General features: G+C 38.4%; 24 protein-coding genes and 1 other annotated feature. All 24 genes read left to right on the top strand.

Annotated features, from left to right (window positions below):
- Positions 1–227 precede the first annotated feature (227 nt).
- On the top strand, positions 228–689 hold the full coding sequence (locus R4Z10_RS00495) for a CtsR family transcriptional regulator (protein WP_338471301.1): 462 nt from the start codon (positions 228–230) through the stop codon (positions 687–689).
- Positions 690–709: 20 nt separating this feature from the next.
- Positions 710–1,258: a UvrB/UvrC motif-containing protein gene (locus tag R4Z10_RS00500; RefSeq protein ID WP_338471302.1), complete on the top strand. Its 549-nt coding sequence runs from the start codon at positions 710–712 to the stop codon at positions 1,256–1,258.
- A 1-nt stretch (position 1,259) separates the two neighbouring features.
- Entirely contained in the window at positions 1,260–2,324 is a 1,065-nt protein-coding gene (locus R4Z10_RS00505) for a protein arginine kinase (RefSeq protein ID WP_338471303.1), read from the top strand.
- A gap of 21 nt (positions 2,325–2,345) precedes the next feature.
- The gene (gene clpC, locus R4Z10_RS00510; RefSeq protein ID WP_338471304.1) at positions 2,346–4,796 is read left to right on the top strand and encodes an ATP-dependent protease ATP-binding subunit ClpC; all 2,451 of its coding nucleotides are present in this window, start codon (positions 2,346–2,348) and stop codon (positions 4,794–4,796) included.
- 162 nt (positions 4,797–4,958) lie between these two features.
- Positions 4,959–6,335 (top strand): DNA repair protein RadA, encoded by a 1,377-nt coding sequence (gene radA / locus R4Z10_RS00515; RefSeq protein WP_338471305.1) that lies wholly within the window; start codon positions 4,959–4,961, stop codon positions 6,333–6,335.
- Between the two features lie 3 nt (positions 6,336–6,338).
- Positions 6,339–7,412, top strand: a complete 1,074-nt coding sequence (gene disA / locus R4Z10_RS00520) for a DNA integrity scanning diadenylate cyclase DisA (protein ID WP_338471306.1) — start codon at positions 6,339–6,341, stop codon at positions 7,410–7,412.
- 113 nt (positions 7,413–7,525) lie between these two features.
- Complete coding sequence (locus tag R4Z10_RS00525; protein ID WP_338471307.1) at positions 7,526–8,605, top strand: PIN/TRAM domain-containing protein; 1,080 nt, start codon at positions 7,526–7,528, stop codon at positions 8,603–8,605.
- Positions 8,606–8,630: 25 nt separating this feature from the next.
- Entirely contained in the window at positions 8,631–9,317 is a 687-nt protein-coding gene (gene ispD, locus R4Z10_RS00530) for a 2-C-methyl-D-erythritol 4-phosphate cytidylyltransferase (RefSeq protein ID WP_338471308.1), read from the top strand.
- Between the two features lie 18 nt (positions 9,318–9,335).
- Positions 9,336–9,812 (top strand): 2-C-methyl-D-erythritol 2,4-cyclodiphosphate synthase, encoded by a 477-nt coding sequence (gene ispF / locus R4Z10_RS00535; RefSeq protein WP_338471309.1) that lies wholly within the window; start codon positions 9,336–9,338, stop codon positions 9,810–9,812.
- 276 nt (positions 9,813–10,088) lie between these two features.
- Positions 10,089–11,543, top strand: coding sequence for a glutamate--tRNA ligase (gltX, locus tag R4Z10_RS00540; protein WP_338471310.1), 1,455 nt, complete (start codon positions 10,089–10,091; stop codon positions 11,541–11,543).
- Positions 11,544–12,403: 860 nt separating this feature from the next.
- On the top strand, positions 12,404–13,075 hold the full coding sequence (gene epsC / locus R4Z10_RS00545) for a serine O-acetyltransferase EpsC (protein WP_338471311.1): 672 nt from the start codon (positions 12,404–12,406) through the stop codon (positions 13,073–13,075).
- A complete protein-coding gene (gene cysS / locus R4Z10_RS00550) occupies positions 13,056–14,453 on the top strand; it encodes a cysteine--tRNA ligase (RefSeq protein WP_338471312.1) in 1,398 nt (465 codons plus the stop codon). The genes epsC and cysS overlap by 20 nt, the downstream gene beginning before the upstream one ends.
- 3 nt (positions 14,454–14,456) lie before the next feature.
- A complete protein-coding gene (locus tag R4Z10_RS00555; RefSeq protein ID WP_338471313.1) occupies positions 14,457–14,876 on the top strand; it encodes a Mini-ribonuclease 3 in 420 nt (139 codons plus the stop codon).
- A gap of 1 nt (position 14,877) precedes the next feature.
- Positions 14,878–15,621, top strand: a complete 744-nt coding sequence (gene rlmB / locus R4Z10_RS00560) for a 23S rRNA (guanosine(2251)-2'-O)-methyltransferase RlmB (RefSeq protein WP_338471314.1) — start codon at positions 14,878–14,880, stop codon at positions 15,619–15,621.
- A 2-nt stretch (positions 15,622–15,623) separates the two neighbouring features.
- Positions 15,624–16,130 carry an NYN domain-containing protein gene (locus R4Z10_RS00565; protein ID WP_338471315.1) on the top strand — a complete coding sequence of 169 codons (507 nt, stop codon included), beginning with the start codon at positions 15,624–15,626 and terminating at the stop codon, positions 16,128–16,130.
- A gap of 46 nt (positions 16,131–16,176) precedes the next feature.
- Positions 16,177–16,863, top strand: coding sequence for an RNA polymerase sporulation sigma factor SigH (gene sigH, locus R4Z10_RS00570; protein ID WP_338471316.1), 687 nt, complete (start codon positions 16,177–16,179; stop codon positions 16,861–16,863).
- An 87-nt stretch (positions 16,864–16,950) separates the two neighbouring features.
- Positions 16,951–17,094 carry a 50S ribosomal protein L33 gene (gene rpmG, locus R4Z10_RS00575; RefSeq protein ID WP_338471317.1) on the top strand — a complete coding sequence of 48 codons (144 nt, stop codon included), beginning with the start codon at positions 16,951–16,953 and terminating at the stop codon, positions 17,092–17,094.
- 53 nt (positions 17,095–17,147) lie between these two features.
- Entirely contained in the window at positions 17,148–17,330 is a 183-nt protein-coding gene (gene secE / locus R4Z10_RS00580; protein WP_338471318.1) for a preprotein translocase subunit SecE, read from the top strand.
- Positions 17,331–17,556: 226 nt separating this feature from the next.
- Positions 17,557–18,090 carry a transcription termination/antitermination protein NusG gene (gene nusG, locus R4Z10_RS00585; protein ID WP_338471319.1) on the top strand — a complete coding sequence of 178 codons (534 nt, stop codon included), beginning with the start codon at positions 17,557–17,559 and terminating at the stop codon, positions 18,088–18,090.
- A 178-nt stretch (positions 18,091–18,268) separates the two neighbouring features.
- A complete protein-coding gene (gene rplK, locus R4Z10_RS00590; RefSeq protein ID WP_338471320.1) occupies positions 18,269–18,694 on the top strand; it encodes a 50S ribosomal protein L11 in 426 nt (141 codons plus the stop codon).
- Positions 18,695–18,948: 254 nt separating this feature from the next.
- Positions 18,949–19,638, top strand: a complete 690-nt coding sequence (gene rplA, locus R4Z10_RS00595) for a 50S ribosomal protein L1 (RefSeq protein WP_338471321.1) — start codon at positions 18,949–18,951, stop codon at positions 19,636–19,638.
- Between the two features lie 51 nt (positions 19,639–19,689).
- Positions 19,690–19,845 (top strand) — a sequence feature (ribosomal protein L10 leader region).
- A gap of 36 nt (positions 19,846–19,881) precedes the next feature.
- Positions 19,882–20,385, top strand: coding sequence for a 50S ribosomal protein L10 (gene rplJ, locus R4Z10_RS00600; protein WP_338471322.1), 504 nt, complete (start codon positions 19,882–19,884; stop codon positions 20,383–20,385).
- 50 nt (positions 20,386–20,435) lie between these two features.
- Positions 20,436–20,798, top strand: coding sequence for a 50S ribosomal protein L7/L12 (gene rplL / locus R4Z10_RS00605; RefSeq protein ID WP_338471323.1), 363 nt, complete (start codon positions 20,436–20,438; stop codon positions 20,796–20,798).
- 111 nt (positions 20,799–20,909) lie between these two features.
- Entirely contained in the window at positions 20,910–21,509 is a 600-nt protein-coding gene (locus tag R4Z10_RS00610) for a class I SAM-dependent methyltransferase (RefSeq protein WP_338471324.1), read from the top strand.
- Positions 21,510–21,803 lie beyond the last annotated feature (294 nt).

Raw genomic sequence — 21,803 nt, forward strand, 5'->3', positions numbered from 1 at the left:
GAATATATAAAAAGTATCATGAATCAGCCATTAAGAAATATATATAATACTATCCCCCTACATTTACAAACATAGATTTGAATACATAATTTAGTTAAGAGCTCAATTTTAGGTTTGAGAACCTATAAAAATGGCAAAATTATTAGAGTCCGATTATTTGCATATAAAAGGTTTCATCATGTATAATAAAAGTCAAATATAGTCAAAGTCAGAGGGGAGGAAGCTTGGTGCGAAACATCTCAGATATCATTGAAAACTACTTAAAACAAGTCATGAAGATGAGTGAAAAAGAAGTAGTAGAAATCAAGCGTAATGAAATTGCTGATAAATTCCAATGCGTTCCTTCGCAGATTAACTATGTGATTAACACCCGGTTTACTATAGAAAAAGGATATGTGGTAGAAAGCAAGCGCGGGGGTGGCGGATATATCCGTATCATGAAGGTTCACTCTTATGATCATGCACATTTAATCGACCAATTAATCGGTATCATTAAAGAAAGAGTTACACAGGGAAGCGCTGAGGATGTGATCTACCGATTAGTTGAAGAAGAAATTATTTCTAAACGGGAGGCTAGAATCATGTTAAGCGTGATTGACCGTTCCGTTTTATATATCGAGCTTCCACATCGAGATGAATTGCGAGCACGAATGTTGAAGGCGATGCTCCAAACATTAAAATACAAGTAGGAAGCAAAAGAGGTGTTATTATGGTATGTCAAGAATGTAATCAACGTCCTGCAACTTTACACTTTACAAAAATAATTAACGGGGAAAAAGAACAATTTCACCTCTGTGAACACTGTGCACAAGAAAAAGGTGACATATATATGTTCAATAATACCTCCGGTTTTTCAATAAATAATTTATTAGCAGGTTTATTTAACATAGAACCGAATGTAAAACAACAGCAGCAAAATCCATTCCAACAACAAGAAGTACTTCAGTGCAATCATTGTTCAATGACTCTGAATCAATTCTTAAAGGTCGGACGTTTTGGATGTTCTCATTGCTATTCAACTTTTAAGGAAGAGTTAGATCCTATTTTCAAAAGATTACATGGCGGAAACTGGACACATCACGGAAAGATTCCAAAACGTGTCGGTGGAACGATGCACATTAAGAAAAATATTGAGGATTTAAAAAATCAGCTTCAACAGTTGATAGCCAATGAAGAATTTGAAAAGGCTGCTCTTGTTAGGGACGAGATTCGCCTACTAGACCAAAAATTAGATCATTCTAGTGGGGGAGGGAATTAAGTTGTCATTAGAAAGATTTTTAAATCAGGCCGTCAGTTCATGGATGAATACAGAGGGTCCTGATTGTGATATTGTATTAAGTTCTAGAGTACGATTAGCAAGAAATATGGATAATTATAAATATTCTTTCCTTAACTCAAATGAGGAAGCTTTACAGGTGATTGAAGAAATTAAAAAACGGGTAAACATAACTCCATATACGAAAAAGGGAAATATGGATTTGCTAGTAATGGATGAGTTGCAGCCACTTCAAAAAAGAGTGTTAGTTGAAAAACACTTGATAAGTCCACATTTGGCCGAAAATGCCAAACATGGAGCATGTTTATTAACCGAAAACGAAGAAATCAGTATTATGATTAATGAGGAGGATCATATAAGAATTCAGTGCATATACTCTGGTTTACAACTGCAAGAAGCATTGAATACTGCATTTGAAATAGATGATTGGATTGAGGAACAAATTGATTATGCTTATGATGAGAAGTTTGGCTATTTAACAAGTTGCCCAACAAATGTTGGAACCGGGCTTCGTGCCTCAGTTATGATTCACTTACCAGGTTTAGTTATGACACAGCAAATAAATCGAATTATTCCAGCAATTAATCAATTGGGTTTAGTTGTTAGAGGAATTTATGGGGAAGGCAGCGAAGCATTAGGAAACATCTTTCAAATCTCCAATCAAATTACATTGGGTAAATCTGAACAGGATATTGTAGAAGATTTAAAAAGTGTTGTTAGTCAAATTGTTTCCCAAGAAAGAGCTGTTCGTGATACATTAGTAAAAACTTCAAATATTCAGCTTGAAGACCGCGTATATCGATCACTTGGAGTATTAACCAATAGCAGAATTATTGAAACAAAAGAAGCAGCTAAATGCTTATCTGATGTGAGACTAGGAATTGATATTGGTTATATCGAAAACATCTCTAGAAATATTTTAAATGAATTAATGATATTAACCCAGCCTGGATTTTTACAGCAATATGCCGGAGGCCCATTAAGGCCAAATGAACGGGATATTCGTCGGGCTACTTTAATAAGAGAAAGACTCCATTTGGAAAAATAATAAGAGTAGGGAGGAATGGACATGATGTTTGGACGATTTACAGAAAGAGCTCAAAAGGTATTAGCTTTAGCCCAGGAAGAGGCCATTCGCTTAGGTCATAACAATATTGGTACAGAGCATATTCTACTAGGACTAGTACGTGAAGGTGAAGGAATTGCCGCTAAAGCTTTATATGCGTTAGGTCTTAGCTCTGAAAAAATCCAAAAGGAAGTAGAAGATTTAATAGGTAGAGGTCAAGACACACCAGGATCCATCCACTATACCCCACGAGCCAAAAAGGTTACCGAGTTATCAATGGATGAAGCACGGAAACTTGGCCATTCCTATGTAGGGACAGAACATATATTATTAGGATTGATCCGTGAAGGAGAAGGTGTTGCGGCTCGAGTCTTAAATAATCTTGGTGTTAGTTTAAATAAAGCACGCCAACAAGTGCTACAGCTCCTTGGAAGTAATGAATCTGGTTCACATCAAGGTGGTTCAACAGCCAATGCAAACACTCCTACTCTTGATAGTCTAGCTCGTGATTTAACAGCGATTGCACGTGAAGGAAGCCTGGATCCGGTTATTGGTCGTAGTAAAGAGATTCAACGTGTGATTGAAGTATTAAGCCGCCGCACTAAAAACAACCCTGTATTAATCGGAGAACCTGGTGTTGGTAAAACGGCGGTTGCTGAAGGACTTGCTCAGCAAATTGTACAAAATGAAGTACCTGAAACTTTACGAAATAAACGTGTAATGACTTTAGATATGGGTACGGTTGTTGCAGGTACGAAATACCGTGGTGAATTTGAAGACCGTTTGAAAAAGGTAATGGATGAAATTCGTCAAGCGGGAAATATCATTTTATTTATTGATGAACTTCACACATTAATTGGTGCTGGTGGAGCGGAAGGTGCAATTGATGCATCGAACATCCTTAAGCCGTCTCTTGCACGTGGAGAACTGCAATGTATTGGTGCCACAACATTGGATGAATACAGAAAATATATTGAAAAAGATGCAGCATTGGAAAGACGTTTCCAGCCGATTACAGTTGATGAACCTACTTTAGAGGAGTCAGTACAAATTTTGACAGGATTACGTGACCGTTATGAAGCTCATCATAGAGTGTCTATCACTGACGAGGCAATTGATGCTGCAGTTAAGCTATCAGATCGTTATATTTCGGACCGTTTCCTACCAGATAAGGCCATTGACTTAATTGATGAGGCTGGATCAAAGGTTCGCCTTCGTTCCTATACAACTCCACCTGATTTAAAAGAATTGGAAGTAAAATTAGAGGAGATCCGTAAAGAAAAGGATGCAGCTGTACAAAGTCAAGAATTTGAAAAGGCTGCTTCACTTAGAGATTCAGAGCAACGCCTTCGTGAACAATTAGAAGAAACAAAGAAGGTTTGGAAGGAAAAACAAGGACAAGAAAATAGCGAAGTAACAGTAGAAGACGTCGCAAGTGTTGTAGCTAGTTGGACTGGAATCCCAGTTTCAAAACTTGCCCAAACAGAAACTGATAAATTGTTAAACTTAGAAGAAATCCTTCATTCACGTGTAATTGGCCAGGATGAGGCCGTTGTGGCAATTTCTAAAGCTGTTCGTCGTGCGCGTGCAGGTTTGAAAGATCCAAAGCGTCCGATCGGATCGTTTATCTTCCTTGGCCCAACAGGTGTAGGTAAAACAGAGTTGGCAAGAGCATTGGCTGAGGCTATGTTTGGCGATGAAGATGCGATGATTCGAATCGATATGTCCGAATACATGGAAAAACATTCAACTTCCCGTTTAGTTGGTTCACCTCCTGGGTATGTAGGATATGAGGAGGGCGGACAGCTTACTGAAAAGGTAAGGAGAAAGCCATACTCTGTAGTATTGTTAGATGAAATTGAAAAGGCACATCCAGATGTGTTCAATATCCTTTTACAAGTATTAGACGACGGAAGATTAACTGATTCAAAAGGAAGAACAGTTGACTTCCGTAACACAGTAGTCATTATGACTTCAAACGTAGGTGCATCTGCCTTACAACAAAACAAATATGTTGGTTTCAATATTAATGATACACAACAAGAATATAAAGACATGAAGGGAAAGGTAATGGAGGAATTGAAAAAGGCCTTCCGTCCAGAATTCCTAAACCGTGTCGATGAAACGATTGTTTTCCATTCCTTAGAGAGAAAACATTTGAAAGAAATTGTTGTTCTATTGGCTAATCAATTAATCAAACGATTAAAAGAACAAGACATAACATTAGAACTTACAGAAGCTGCGTTAGAGAAAATTGCTAAAGAGGGTTACGATCCGGAATATGGAGCCAGACCTCTCCGTAGAGCTATTCAAAAGCATATAGAGGATCGTCTCTCAGAAGAGCTTCTTAAAGGCACAGTGTTAACAGGACAGATCGTAGCCATTGATGTTGAAAATGATGAATTTGTTATCCGTTCATCCACATCGATTCCTGAGTCTCAATTACAAAATTAAGTCAACTAGATATCCGACAATAACTTAACTTGGATAAAGGGGTACACGAAATCACGTGTACTCCTTTTTTAAAATAGGGTTTTTAATCATGTTTTATAAATAACAGGAATATAATATACTTTCAAAAGAAGACAATTGTATGGAAAGTGATGATGAAGGTAAATGGCAAAAAGAAAAACAAAGTTTATGTGTCAAGATTGTGGCTATGAATCTCCAAAATGGATGGGAAAATGTCCTGGTTGCGGCGCTTGGAATAAAATGGTCGAGGAGATTGAGAAGCCCCCTGCAAAAAGAGGTGCTTTCCTACACTCCGAGGCTACGGCAATTGTTGCAAAACCAATGAGCATTACAGCCATTGATATTGAGAATGAGGCCAGAATTAATACCGATTCGAAAGAGTTAAATCGGGTTCTCGGTGGAGGGATCGTAAAAGGTTCACTTGTTCTGATTGGTGGTGACCCGGGAATAGGGAAGTCCACCTTGCTTCTGCAAGTATCCTCTCAATTAGCGAATAAAAAGCATTCTGTTCTATATATTTCAGGGGAAGAGTCATTGAGACAAACAAAACTTAGGGCAGAAAGGTTAGGGGTTACCTCGGAGCAGTTAATGGTTTACTCTGAGACGAATTTAGAAGAGGTTAGTTTGACGATTGAGACGTCAAAACCTGAATTTGTGATCATCGATTCCATTCAGACGATCTTTCATCCTGAGGTCACCTCAGCCCCAGGAAGTGTCTCTCAAGTACGTGAATGTACAGCTGAACTTATGAGAATTGCTAAAACAAAGGGGATTGCTATTTTTATCGTTGGTCACGTGACAAAAGAAGGATCGATTGCGGGCCCTCGTATTTTAGAACATATGGTTGATACCGTTTTATATTTTGAAGGTGAGCGTCATCATACATATCGCATTTTGCGTGCGGTCAAAAATCGTTTTGGATCAACAAACGAGATGGGGATATTTGAAATGCGGGAGTCAGGCTTAGAAGAGGTGGAAAACCCATCTGAAATGTTCCTAGAAGAACGTTCTCACGGTGCAGCCGGTTCAACTGTTGTTGCCTCAATGGAAGGAACAAGACCCGTTCTAGTGGAAATTCAGGCGCTTATCTCCCCAACAAGCTTTGGGAATCCAAGACGGATGGCGACGGGGATTGACCATAATCGGGTGCCCCTGCTTATGGCTGTATTAGAAAAGAGAGTGGGGATGCTTCTTCAAAATCAAGATGCATACTTAAAGGTAGCAGGCGGAGTGAAACTGGATGAACCAGCCATTGATTTAGCTGTAGCCATTAGTATTGCCTCAAGCTTTCTTGATAAGCCGACAAAAGCAACAGACTGTATCATTGGAGAGGTTGGCTTAACAGGTGAAGTTAGAAGGGTGTCAAGGATCGAGCAACGAGTTCAGGAAGCGGAGAAGCTTGGATTTGAACGAATTATTTTACCTGCTAACAATATTGGTGGTTGGACAGCACCGAAAGGAATCCAATTAATTGGAGTCACCTCTGTTAAGGAAGCTTTGCAAGTTGCATTAGGGGGATAAAACATGGATAACAAAAGGTTAAACGACCAAACCATGAGTAAGATACTGTCATTTATGGCCCCTGGTACACCCATTCGAGAGGGCATCGAAAATGTTTTAAGGGCCAATACAGGTGGACTGATTGTAGTAGGTTATAATGAAAAGGTTAAAAACATTGTTGATGGCGGATTTCAGATCAACTGTTCTTTTTCACCAAGTTACTTATATGAGCTCTCCAAAATGGATGGAGCTATTATCCTAAATGAAACAGGCAATAAGATATTGATTGCCAACGCACAATTGACTCCAGATACAAGCATCCCCTCCTCTGAGACAGGAATGCGTCATCGTACAGCTGAAAGGGTGGCAAAACAAACAGGAAATCTTGTCATTGCGATTTCTCAAAGAAGGCATGTCATTACCCTTTATCATGGACATTTGCAATATGCCCTTAGAGATATTGGTGTTATTTTAACAAAGGCCAATCAAGCCTTACAAACACTTGAAAAATATAAAGTAGTGTTAGAACAAAGTGTAACAAATTTAAGCCTATTAGAGTTTGAGGAAATTGTTACGTTCAATGATATTTTACAAGTGATTCAGCGGTTCAGAATGGTTTTAAGGATTAAGAATGAATTACTAACCTATTTAAACGAATTAGGGACAGAAGGGCGTTTAATTCGCTTACAAATGAATGAGCTTCTTTCCGATATGGAAAGAGAGTTAAAGTTATTCATTAAAGATTATGCTCATTCGAGAACGATTAACGTAAGCGAAGCAGTGCAGACATTGCATGAGTTGTCCCATGTAGAAGCGATCGAAGACCAAGCGCTTTTAAGACAATTAGGTTATCAAGGGTATATCCATCTTGATGAATTAAAATGCCCACGCGGCTATCGTATGTTAAGTAAAATTTCACGACTTCCTCCGATTATCATTGAAAATCTAATTGACCAGTTCGGGCAACTCCCATTTATTATTAAAGCTACGGTAGATGATCTAGATGAAGTAGAAGGGATTGGTGAAGTAAGGGCTCGGAAAATTAAAGAGGGCTTGAAGTTTTTTAGAGACCAATTATTTGCTGATAGACGAGTATGATGTGATTTAATGTGTTTGTAATAAGTGTAAATGACTTTTTTATAGTAAAATATATATAAAGAAGGTTTTGATTTCCCTAAAATGTTAATACTTAATAAAAAGGAGGTGAAGGAATGTTAAGAAGAATTGTTCAAGTGTGTTTCCTTATTATTGGGGGTACCTTGGGACTGATTTTGATACCTGACTTATACAATTTAATGTTTTCTAATGACATTCCTCTAGTTAATAACCCATATGTTTCTGTTATTTTAGGTTCTCTTATCTTTTATCTTATTACTTTCTGGGCGATTGATCATGTTGTGAATTTTATCAAGTGGATTGAGGAATCTTTAGTTAAGGCACCCATTACAGACATTATCTCTGGAAGTATTGGACTTGGTTTTGGACTTATCGTTGCCTTCTTAATTGGTTATGCACTTAATGCGATTTCAGTACCCTTTTTAAATACTGTAGGTCCTATTTTGTTAACCTTATTATTTGGTTATTTAGGTTTTCAAGTTGGTTTTAAGAAGAAGGAAGAGTTATTAGGATTATTTTTGAAACAAAAACGGAAACCGGCAGAAGAAGAGAATGCTAAACCTAAAAATGGTTTGAAGATTCTTGATACGAGTGTTATTATCGATGGTAGGATTGCTGATATTTGTCAGACTGGCTTTCTAGAAGGTACAATTGTCATCCCACAATTTGTCCTAGCTGAATTGCAGCATATTGCCGATTCCTCAGATGTGTTGAAAAGAAATCGAGGAAGAAGGGGTCTTGACATTTTAAATCGAATTCAAAAAGAACTTGAAATCAAAGTTGAGATTTATGAAGGCGATTTTGAGGATATTCATGAAGTAGACAGTAAGCTAGTAAAACTAGCTAAGATCACGAATGGAATTGTTGTTACAAATGATTTCAACTTGAATAAAGTATGTGAATTACAACAAGTATCTGTATTAAATATTAATGATCTGGCAAATGCGGTGAAACCAGTTGTTTTACCAGGTGAAGAAATGAATGTTCAAGTCATTAAAGATGGAAAAGAGCATAATCAAGGGATTGCTTATTTAGATGATGGTACAATGATCGTTGTTGAGGAAGGCCGTAACTATATTGGTAAGCACCTTGATGTACTAGTAACAAGTGTTTTGCAAACATCTGCAGGTCGAATGATTTTTGCGAAGCCTAAACTATTAGAAAAGGCACTATAACGCTAGATAAGATAGGAGTACGGTTATGACTTATCAAGTCATTATCCCTGCAGCAGGTCAGGGTAAAAGAATGGGAGCAGGGAAAAACAAACTGTTTTTAGAGTTAGAAGGAGAACCCATTTTTATCCATACACTAAAGGTCTTTGAAAAGGATAAAAATTGTACGGGAGTCGTTCTCGTCATTAACGAAAATGAAAAAGATGAATTTAAACATGCCTTACAAAGGTTTGGAATCAAAAAAGTAATCGCTTTTGCACCGGGTGGAGAAGAAAGACAATACAGTGTCTTTCATGGGATACAGACAATCAAAGAAGATGGCATCGTGCTTGTTCATGATGGAGCGCGTCCTTTTGTTGATTTAGATTTAATTGCTGATTTGGTTGTAGCAGCTAAGGAATATGGTGCTTCCGTACCAGCTGTCCCTGTTAAAGATACGGTAAAAAAGGTTATTGGTAATAAGGTGAAAGAAACGGTTGAACGTTCTAGCTTGTGGGCCATCCAAACCCCACAAGCTTTTCGTGTGCCACTCTTACGTGAGGCACATGAAACAGCGATGAAGGATGGTTTTTTAGGTACAGATGATGCGAGCCTTGTTGAACGCTTAGGTCGGGATGTTATAATTGTTGAGGGAAGCTATAATAATATAAAATTAACGACACCGGAAGATTTATTTGTAGCGGAAATGTTCTTGCATAAACGGAGTCGCAAATAGAAAAAAGGAGACTACTGAATGTTTCGTATTGGACAAGGATTTGATGTTCATCAATTCGCTGAAAATCGACCGCTGATTATTGGTGGTATTACGATTCCTTATGAAAAAGGGTTAATAGGCCATTCTGATGCTGACGTATTATTACATACAGTGACAGATGCCTGTTTGGGTGCAATTGGTGAAGGTGATATTGGCAGACACTTCCCGGATACGGATCCGGAATTTAAAAATGTGGATTCTAGTATATTGCTTAAACAAGTATGGGGACTTGTAAAGAAAAAAGGCTATGAACTAGTGAATGCAGATTGCACGATTATTGCTCAAAAGCCAAAAATGGCCCCTTATATTGAACCAATGAAGGAAAGAATTGCAGAGTTATTAGAAACAACAACAGATCGGATTAACGTGAAGGCCACAACGACCGAGAAGCTGGGTTTTGTTGGACGTGAGGAAGGAATCGCCGCTCAGGTTGTTGTATTGTTAAAGCAGAAATAGGTAATACAAGTGTGTTAAAGAGGAAAATAAGAATAGGAAAAGTGATTAGCTTCAGCGCCTAGCGCCTAGTGGACTTCGCATTCCTCCTCAACGATTGCGTCAACATCGATTTGCATTGTCGTGCTCATCGTGTTTCCTTTTTCTCAGTCTGAGGAGTACATCAACTAAAGGCCGCCACGTCCTGTGGCGAACGTCAAATTCAGCACATCCTGTGCAAGTCAGTCTATACGTCGCTGGGCAAGGCGCTTACGCTTTTCGATTTTGGAGGAGTAAAACATGGCGAAAGAAGTTCGTGTAAGATATGCACCAAGTCCAACAGGTTTTTTACATATTGGAAATGCCCGTACAGCCTTATTTAATTATCTGTTTGCTCGACATCACAATGGAAAGTTTATCATCCGTATTGAAGACACTGACCAAAAGCGGAATGTTGAAGGTGGGGAAGCTAGCCAACTTAAATATTTAGACTGGCTTGGAATTGATTGGGATGAGGGCGTAGATGTAGGCGGAGAGTACGGCCCATATCGACAATCAGAACGAAACCACATTTATGAAGTGTATTACAAAGAACTTTTGGAAAAAGGGTTTGCTTATAAATGTTACTGTACGGAAGAGGAATTAGAACAAGAGCGAGAAGAACAGATGGCAAAAGGTGAAACACCACAGTACTCAGGGAAATGCCGTCACTTATCGACAGAGGAACAACAGAAACTAGAAGCAGAAGGCAGAAAACCAAGCATTCGCTTTAAAGTTCCACAAGGAAAAGTCTACTCATTTGATGACATGGTAAAAGGTCATGTTTCGTTTGAGAGTGAAGGGATTGGTGACCACGTTATTGTTAAAAAGGACGGAATCCCAACATATAACTTTGCTGTAACTGTCGATGACCATTTAATGGAAATGACTCATGTCCTGCGTGGGGATGACCATATCTCTAATACACCTAAACAATTAATGATTTATGACGCTTTTGGTTGGGAACCACCTGTATTTGGCCATATGACATTGATTGTCAATGAAAGCCGTAAAAAACTTAGCAAGCGGGATGGGTCGATCATCCAATTTATTGAGCAGTATGAAGAATTAGGGTACATCCCAGAAGCGTTATTTAACTTTATTGGCTTGTTAGGGTGGTCTCCAGAGGGGGAAGAGGAGATTTTCTCCAAAGAAGACTTCATTCGGATATTTGATAGTAAACGCTTATCAAAATCACCTGCTTTATTTGATAAACAAAAGCTGACATGGATGAATAACCAGTACATGAAATCACTTGAACTTGACCGCGCTGTGGAAATCACTTTACCGCATTTAGTGAAAGCGGGTCTAGTGAAAGAAAGTCGAACAGAACAAGAAGAGCGTTGGGTGCGTGAATTGATCGCTCTAAATCAAGAACGGATGAGTTATGGAGCGGAAATTGTTGATCATTCGAAAATCTTCTTCTCTGATGAAGTTGTCATGGATGAAGAGGCGAAAGCAGTTATAACAGAAGAACAAGTTCCAGAAGTTCTTGCTGCTTTTCTGAATGAAGTTGAGAATTTGGGGTCATTTACAGCTGAGGAGATTAAAAAGGCCGTTAAAGTAGTTCAGAAGACAACCGGACATAAAGGCAAAAAACTATTTATGCCCCTTCGGGTGGCGACTACTGGTCAAACCCATGGACCAGATTTGATGAAAACAATTGAATTATTAGGTGTAGAAAAGGTAAATTCAAGAATTAGACAATTAATTTAATTAACAAATCTGCAAAAATGTAATATAGTAAAGTAAAATGAATCAAATAGTGAAAAAGTGTAGATGAGGAATAGTAGGAAAATGAAGCTTTTTTAAATGGTTTTTTAACTTTATTCAGCAGAAGTCTTTCCTTTCAATAAGTGAAAGATGTATACACATAGGATTTTTCAAATCTGACGAGATTCAAACCTTTGCTGAATGAAGTTAAGCCTCCCGGCGTATGCCTCGGATTTTTTAAGTGTATTTTTTCGTGCGGGCTTGACAACGGAAGAACGTCCTAGTCAGGCGAATGCCACAGGATGTGGTGTTTTGAAGCGTGAATCCGGGCACAAATTCGGTGGACGAATTTGATATAAAACCTTTGTCAGAGAGAACCTTCACCGGCTGAAAGGGGTTCAAAGCCTCTCGTTTTCTGAATGCGCCTCAGAGTCTTGTATTGAAATCGTTAGTAAATACAGGCGGAGGGTCCCACCGTTAAAGGGCAGAGTGAAGTCTTGTAAGTAAAAAAGACTTAAACAGAGTGGAACCGCGCAGAAAAAGCGTCTCTGTCGTAATGACAGAGACGCTTTTTGTGTTTTTTTAAGGCTCTTTTCTCAGACATTGTTGCTTATAGTATGAAAAATAAGATGTTTGACCTAAGCTTTACACTGTGTATCAGGTTTTAACAGAAGAGCAAAGAGCTACAAACTGAATTGAAGCCCAGAAATAGCTATGTCCACGTTAAAATTGGCCTTTAAATTTTAACAACAAACTTTACGAAAACAGCTTTTTTAAAAGAGTTGTTCGACTTAAGATTGGAATATCTTATTAAAGAAAGCATCCATGGGATTTAAAGAGGTTAATGAATGGAGGGGAAGTGTATGTTTCGAAACTTAAAAGAAGATATAGACGTGATATTAGAACAAGATCCCGCTGCAAGGAGTCGCTTTGAGGTTATATTAACCTATTCTGGACTACATGCGATCTGGTCCCATCGGATCGCACATGCGCTTCACAAAAGGAAATATTTTTTCCTTGCACGTCTTGTATCACAAATTAATCGGTTTTTTACCGGAATTGAAATCCACCCTGGCGCAAAGATAGGAAGAAAACTTTTTATCGACCATGGAATGGGGGTTGTGATTGGGGAGACATGTGAAATCGGGGATAATGTAACGATCTATCAAGGGGTGACATTAGGTGGAACGGGAAAGGAAAAAGGCAAGCGCCACCCAACTGTGAAAGATAATGCATTAATTTCTAGTGGAGCCAAAGTTTTAGGAGCCATTACAATTGGCGAAAATGCAAAGGTAGGTGGAGGTTCTGTCGTTCTTCAGGATGTACCAGATAATTCAACTGTAGTAGGGATACCTGGTAAAATCGTTGTCCAAGATGGGATTAAAGTCAAAAAGGATTTCAATCATGCAAACCTTCCAGATCCAGTTGCAGATCGATTAAATGAAATGCAAAAGACCATTGAAAGTTTAACCCACGAAATAAAAGAGTTAAAAAAGGAAAGGGGTCAAAAACACCATGACTATTCAAATCTATAACACGCTTTCACGGAAAAAGGAAGAATTTATTCCTTTAGAAGATGGGAAGGTAAAAATGTATGTGTGTGGTCCTACTGTATATAACTATATTCATATAGGGAATGCAAGACCAGCAATTGTGTTTGATACGGTTAGAAGATATTTTCAGTATCGTGGCTATGATGTTCGCTACATCTCTAACTTTACGGATGTTGATGATAAATTAATCCGCGTAGCAAATGAAGTCGGTGTAGATGTACCGACAATTGCAGATCGCTTTATTGATGCTTATTTCGAAGACGTAACTGCATTAGGGTGTCAAAAAGCAGATGCCCACCCCCGCGTAACAGAAAATATGGATATTATAATAGATTTTATTTCCGTATTGATTGATAAAGGATTTGCTTATGAATCAGAGGGTGATGTTTATTTTCACACAAGACGTTTCGAAGGATATGGGAAGTTGTCTCAACAATCGATTGATGAACTGCGAGTAGGCGCACGGATTGCAGTCGGAGAAAAGAAACAAGATTCCCTTGACTTTGCCTTATGGAAAAAGGCTAAAGAAGGGGAGATTTATTGGGATAGCCCATGGGGAAAAGGCAGACCAGGTTGGCATATTGAGTGTTCAGCAATGGCAAAAAAATACTTAGGGGATACGATCGATATTCATGCAGGTGGTCAAGACTTAGCCTTCCCGCATCATGAGAATGAAATTGCCCAAACAGAGGCATTAACAGGGAAAACGTTTGCTCGCTATTGGATGCATAACGGTTATATCAATATTGACAATGAAAAAATGTCTAAATCATTGGGGAACTTTGTGCTAGTCCATGATATTTTAAAAGAAGTTGATCCCCAAGTATTGAGGTTATTTATGTTATCGGTTCATTACCGCCATCCGATTAACTACAGTGCTGAACTATTGGAAAATACGAAAGCGGGTCTAGACCGAATTAAAACGTCTTACCAAAACTTAACTCATCGTAAAGAGGCGAGTACGGACTTAACTGAAAATAACAAAGAATGGTTCGAACAAATGGATACGTTGAGGGGTACATTCATTAAAGCGATGGACGATGATTTTAATACGGCGAATGGAATATCTGTTCTATTTGAGCTATCCACTTTAGCTAATCGTTATTTATTAGAAAAAAATACAGCGGTGGAAGTCATTGATGGTTTTCTTGCCTTATTTGATGAATTATTAAATGTATTAGGTTTACAAATTATGTCTGAAGAATTGCTTGATGAGGAAATTGAAGATTTAATTCAACAGAGAATTCAAGCTCGTAAAGACCGAAACTTCCAATTAGCAGATCAGATACGTGACCAATTAAAAGATTTAAATATTATTTTAGAGGATACTCCTCAAGGTACGAGATGGAAAAGAGGATAAATCATGCTTGACTATGGAAAAAAGGTAGATGGAAAACAATTGAACAGCCTCGCTCTAGCTTATATGGGCGATGCTGTTCTTGAAGCCTATGTAAGATATCACTTGTTACAACATGGTCAAGTCAAGCCCCACCTTCTCCATAAAGAGGCCACTCGGTATGTATCAGCTAAATCACAATCCAATGTTCTTCATGCCATGAAGGATGAGGGGTTTTTCAGTGAAGAGGAAGTCGCTATTTTGAAAAGGGGGAGAAATGCGAAATCTGGTTCTGTCCCTAAAAATACCGATGTACAAACATATCGTTACAGCACAGCCTTCGAAGCATTAATTGGCTCTCTCTATTTGGAAGGGAAACAAGAACGTTTGGAAGCAATTATTGGACATGCATTCGACTTGATCGACGAAACGAAAGGAGGAAATTAAGATGAACCAAGATTTTATCATGGGAAAAAACGCTGTTCTTGAAGCACTTCGTTCTAACCACGATATAAATAAGATTTGGATTGCGGAAGGATCCAATCGCGGCCAAATGCAACAAGTGATTAACATGGCAAAAGAAGCCAATGTAATCGTACAATTTGTTCCTAAGAAAAAAATAGATGGCATGGTGGAGGGGAATCACCAAGGGGTAATCGCACAAGTAGCTGCCTATCAATATGCTGAACTCGATGATTTATTTGCAGTCGCAGAGAAGAAAAATGAAACGCCATTCTTTTTATTACTGGATGAAATCGAAGACCCACATAATTTAGGCTCAATTATGAGAACCGCAGATGCTACTGGAGCACATGGAATCATTATTCCGAAGCGGCGGGCAGTGGGGCTGACAGCCACAGTTGCTAAGGCTTCTACCGGGGCTATTGAACATATCCCAGTTGCCAGGGTTACGAATATGGCCCGAACGATTGACGAATTAAAGGAAAGAGGCATATGGATTGTCGGAACAGATGCAAAAGGAAAGCAAGATTATCGTCAAATTGATGCTAATATGCCTTTAGGTCTGGTCATTGGCAGCGAAGGGAAAGGCATGGGCCGACTTGTACGTGATAAATGTGATTTTCTTATTCGTTTACCTATGGCAGGCCATGTTACATCATTAAACGCATCAGTTGCAGGGGCTTTATTAATGTATGAAGTCTATCGAAAACGATATCCGCTAGAGGGATAGTCATGGATATTTTACTCGTAGATGGTTACAACATTATCGGGGCATGGCCTGAACTACAGGAATTAAAGATGAAGGACCTTTCTGCCGCAAGAGATCTGTTGGTAGAAAAAATGGCAGAATATCAAGGGTTTACAGGATATAAAGTAATTGTCGTTTTTGATGCTTATGGTGTACACGGATTAGAAAAAAAATATAAAAATTATCAAATTGACGTCATTTTTACAAAGGAAAATGAGACTGCAGATGAACGGATAGAAAAGTTAGCAATTGCATTAAGTAATCGGAAAACCCAAGTTCATGTGGCAACATCTGATTTTACAGAACAATGGGCTATATTTGGTCAAGGGGCATTGAGGAAATCCGCTAGAGAATTATTAATTGAAATGGAATCAATTGAAAACGCCATTGGAAAAAAGGTTAAGCATATTATTGACGATAGGCCAGCCTCCAAAATTGAACTAAGTGACGAAATGGTTGAAATTTTTGAAAAATGGCGCCGAGGTGAGTAAGATTTGGTTGACGCTGGAAATTTAAGTGCTGTATAATTATGCTAGGATGCTTGTACGGTCGGGGGGACTTGAATTGAATTCATACTTCGGGACAAAGCTTAACGATGATCAAATTCACTTTAAAGAATTTGAGGATGAGGAAATTATTGAATTAGTACACAAGGGTGATAGTGAGGCTCTTGATTTTTTAATTCATAAGTATCGCAACTTTGTACGGGCAAAAGCACGATCTTACTTTTTGATAGGTGCTGATCGTGAGGATATTGTACAAGAGGGCATGATAGGGCTATATAAGGCGATTCGCGATTTTAAAGGGGACAAGCTGTCTTCCTTCAAGGCATTTGCCGAATTATGTATTACGAGACAAATTATAACCGCTATCAAAACAGCAACTAGACAAAAACATATACCGCTGAACTCTTATGTTTCGTTAGATAAGCCTATTTATGACGAAGAGTCAGATCGGACATTGATGGACGTTATATCAGGGGCAAAGGTATTAGACCCAGAGGAATTAATTATAAATCAAGAAGAGTTTGACCTTATAGAGGTCAAGATGGCGGAATTATTAAGTGATTTGGAGAGAAAGGTCCTTTCTTTATATTTGGATGGACAATCCTATCAGGAAATTTCAGAAGAACTTAACCGTCATGTTAAATCAATTGATAACGCATTACAGCGTGTAAAGAGGAAACTTGAGCGTTATTTAGAAGTAAGAGAATTTACGCTCTAGACAGTTAGGGAGACCCTGCTGTTATTGACATGACCAATCGCTCATGTTACATTTTTATGGTATAAAAGAGCTATAGTAGGTGCGGAAATGAGAAAAAAAACAGTTCTTGCATGTTCAAAATGTGGGTCAAGAAATTACTCAACAATGAGCAAAAAGGAATCGGAACGTCTAGAGTTAAAAAAGTATTGTGATCAATGCCAATCTCATACGATCCACCGTGAAACAAAGTAGCTAGTAGAATAAACAGTAGAGAATACTCGTCTATGGAGTTTGGAGGTTACGAAATGCAACGCATCGTGAATTTTTTCCGTGAAGTTGGACGTGAAATGAGAAAGGTGAGTTGGCCGAAACGAAAAGAACTGACGAATTACACCATTACGGTTCTTGCAACCGTGGCATTCTTTGCAGTCTTTTTCGCCGTCATTGATCTTGGGATTTCTAATTTGATTCGCTTTATTCTTGAATAACACCTGTCCTGTAATGGTATAATGGAAAATAACAAAAGTAAATAAAATCAAAAGAGCCCGGGAACGGGTTTTTTGGTTTTGTAAAGAAAAGTCGAACATAAGAAAATTAGTTTAGCATCAGCGCTGGCACTATGCTTTTAAATACTTCAATGATTCTTTCAAGTTGAAGGCGTGCGCTTTTCTTATAACACTAATGCAGGGAGGGAAGGACGTAAGGTCCCCTTAAATGGAAAAAAATTGGTATGTTGTCCACACGTACTCAGGTTATGAAAATAAAGTAAAAACCAATTTAGAAAAGCGTGTTGAGTCAATGGGTATGCAAGATAAAATATTTCGGGTTGTTGTCCCAGAAGAAGAAGAAACAGATATAAAAAACGGCAAGAAAAAAGTAGTAAAGCGTAAAGTTTTCCCAGGTTATGTATTAGTCGAATTGGTCATGACAGATGATTCTTGGTATGTTGTCCGAAATACGCCAGGAGTAACAGGGTTTGTTGGTTCTGCAGGAGCGGGTTCAAAGCCGACGCCACTATTACCTGAAGAAATTAATTCCATACTAAAACATATAGGTGTTAATGAGAGACCAATCGATATTGATTTTGAAGTTGGTGAAACTGTAAAGGTGAAGGAAGGACCATTTTCTGATTTTACAGGAGCCATTGAAGAAATTGATAGAGATAAAGCAAAGATAAAAGTGTTAGTAAATATGTTCGGTCGAGACACGCCGGTTGAGCTCGAATATACACAAGTTGAAAAAATATAAAAGGAAAACTTGAAATTCATTAGAAAAAGTGGTAACATTTCAAAAGTCAGTATGTCTCAGTTATTCTGAGGCGTTGCCGATAGTAAAGTCTTTTATATTAAAAGAGACGATAGATGAGTGGGAGGGACCTACATAATTGTCCCTATTACCACATCACGGACTTAAGGAGGTGTGTCTCGTGGCTAAAAAAGTAATTAAAGTGGTTAAATTACAAATCCCTGCAGCAAAAGCTAACCCAGCTCCACCGGTAGGACCAGCACTAGGTCAAGCAGGTGTTAATATCATGGGATTCTGTAAGGAGTTTAATGCTCGTACAGCTGAACAAGCTGGCTTAATCATTCCAGTTGAAATTACGGTATTTGAAGACCGTTCATTTACGTTTATTACGAAAACTCCACCTGCTGCAGTTTTACTTAAAAAAGCAGCTGGAATCGAGTCAGGTTCAGGTGAACCTAACCGTAATAAAGTAGCAACAGTTAAGCGTGATAAAGTACGCGAGATTGCTGAAACAAAAATGCCTGATCTAAACGCAGCAGATGTTGAATCGGCTATGCGTATGGTTGAAGGTACTGCACGCAGCATGGGCATTTCTATCGAAGATTAATTTCGTTCGGCAGAGATCCTTCTGTTATATGAGGAAGATGAATGCTAATGGCTTTTCATTTTCAGGGGGGATAACCCAGCTGGATGAAATGAAGCCTCCGGACGCAATTCGGTTGGCGAATCTGATTTATTGTCTTGAATAAAGGTTGCGGGGAGACATACAACAACTCGCAACCTTTATTACTGCACATTACATGCAGTGCTTTTAACGTGGGAGGTTATTCCGCTAAAACCACAAACAAGGAGGAAATTATAATGGCTAAAAAAGGTAAGAAGTATGTTGAAGCTGCAAAGCTGATTGAACGTACGAAACATTACCCGATTAACGAAGCAGTTGAACTTGTTAAGAAAACAAGTTTTACAAAATTCGATGCATCTGTAGAAGTTGCATTCCGTTTAGGAGTAGACCCTAAGAAAGCAGACCAACAAATCCGTGGTGCTGTGGTTCTTCCTAATGGAACTGGTAAAACACAAAGAGTATTAGTATTTGCTAAAGGTGAAAAGGCGAAAGAAGCAGAAGCTGCTGGAGCTGATTATGTAGGCGATGCAGAATTCATCAACAAAATCAACCAAGGTTGGTTTGAATTTGATGTAATCGTAGCTACACCTGACATGATGGGTGAAGTTGGTAAACTTGGTCGTGTATTAGGACCTAAAGGTTTAATGCCAAACCCTAAAACAGGCACTGTTACTTTTGATGTAGCGAAGGCTGTTAACGAGATCAAAGCTGGTAAAGTTGAGTATCGCGTTGATAAAGCTGGAAACGTCCATGTTCCAATCGGAAAAGTATCTTTCGAAGATGAAAAACTAATCGAAAACTTCCAAACTATTTTCGATACAATGGTAAAAGTAAAACCAGCTGCTGCAAAAGGTACTTATATGAAGAACGTAGCGATTACTTCTACTATGGGTCCTAGCGTAAAAGTAGACGGAGCTTCTCTATAAAAAATGTTGACAAACATGAACCTAGTATCTATAATAGGTTCTGTTGTAAAAATACAAATAACATTTGTACCGTAGACAGCAGGTGCTAACCGCTTAATTCCCTGCCGAGGTTCATACGATAGATTTTTTTAAGAATCGTTTTTTAAAAACGACTATTGTATAGATACCTCTATGTCCATGAAGATATAGAGGTATTTTCATTGACCGGTATGAATGCATTAATTCTTACAGGAGGTGTACAGAATGGGCAGTGCAATCATTGAACAAAAGAAACAGATCGTAACAGAAATTGCTGATAAACTAAAAAATAGTAAATCAACAGTTGTAGTTGACTACCGTGGTTTAAATGTTGCGGAAGTAACAGAACTACGTAAACAACTTCGTGATGCAGGCATCGATTTCAAAGTATACAAAAATACAATGACTCGTCGTGCTGCAGACGCTGCTGAATTATCTGGACTTAACGAAGCGTTAACAGGTCCAAACGCAATTGCATTCAGTAACGAAGATGTTGTTGCTCCAGCTAAAATTATTAATGACTTCGCGAAAAAGCACGAAGCATTAGAAATCAAAGCGGGTGTAATCGAAGGAAACGTCGCATCAGTGGAAGAAGTTAAAGCTCTAGCTGAACTACCATCACGCGAAGGTTTACTTTCTATGTTACTCAGCGTGCTACAAGCACCTATCCGCAATCTTGCTCTTGCAACAAAAGCTGTTGCAGAACAAAAAGAAGAACAAGGCGCGTAAGTTAACCGCATATTATAAAATTTCGTGAAAAATTAGGAGGAAATAAAGTCATGACTAAAGAACAAATCATTGAAGCTGTCAAAAATATGACTGTTTTAGAATTAAACGACTTAGTAAAAGCAATTGAAGAAGAATTTGGTGTAACTGCTGCAGCTCCTGTAGCTGTTGTTGGTGGCGGCGCTGGTGCTGCTGCTGAAGAACAAACTGAGTTCGACGTTGTTCTTACATCTGCAGGCGACCAAAAAATCAAAGTTATCAAAGTGGTACGTGAAATCACTGGTCTTGGTCTTAAAGAAGCAAAAGAACTTGTTGACAACACTCCAAAGGCAATCAAAGAAGGCGTTTCTAAAGATGAAGCTGAAGAAGTTAAAGCTAAACTTGAAGAAGTTGGAGCTGGCGTTGAAGTTAAGTAATAATCCTATGAAAAAGCTCGCTGTATAAGCGGGCTTTTTTATAGCTACTCTATTATTTCCTCAAAATATAACGCACATTTCATATGTGTGTATCTCCGGTGAGGTGAATCCATGTCTGAGCATTATTATTCCCAAACACAAAATGTTGAAAGTGAACCGAAGTTTTGGAATACCGAACTTAGAAACATAAAGTTACGTTTCAAAACGGATAACGGCGTGTTTTCTAAAGGAGAAATCGATTTTGGATCAAGATTACTAGTTGAAACCTTTGTGATGCCAGATTTGTCTGGTGACATTCTTGATGTTGGTTGTGGTTATGGTCCAATCGGATTAGCCATAGCAAAGTCCTGGGCCGACCGAAAGATATATATGGTTGATGTGAACAGAAGGGCCCTTCAACTTGCCAAGGATAACAGTGAATTAAATGGGATCAAAAATACTTCCATAAAGGAAAGTGATTGTCTGAGTGCTGTTAAGGATGAGAGTTTTGCTGTTATCTTAACGAACCCGCCAATTCGCGCTGGTAAAGAGGTTGTACACACGATCTATGAGCAAAGTTATGAATGTCTATTACCAGGTGGAGAATTATGGGTAGTCATTCAAAAAAAACAAGGGGCTCCTTCGACGATCGAAAAGCTCTCAAACATATATTCAGATGTAGAAGTGGTTTCCAAAAAGAAAGGTTACTTTATTATAAAAGCAATAAAATAGGAAAAACAGATTTGTCAATACGTTTTTGGGTATTTCAAGAATAAATTATTGACTTAAGAAAATCGTTGTGATAGCATTGTAAAATGCTAATGGATTATTTTCTCCGATATGCTATTTTTTATCCTATTTGTATAAAGTTGGTATTGTTGGAGAAACTGATAAAATAATAGTCGTATTGTGGAAATGTGGTTTTTGGAGTTGAAAACCCTTTTTCTTTTTGTACTCATGGAAAGTCAATTAATGTTTGCCTTTCCATTTGATAGTAATACATTTCATAAATAACGCTTGATTTGA

Origin of the sequence: Niallia sp. XMNu-256, from assembly GCF_036670015.1 — a bacterium.
Lineage (GTDB): Bacteria > Bacillota > Bacilli > Bacillales > Cytobacillaceae > Bacillus_BD.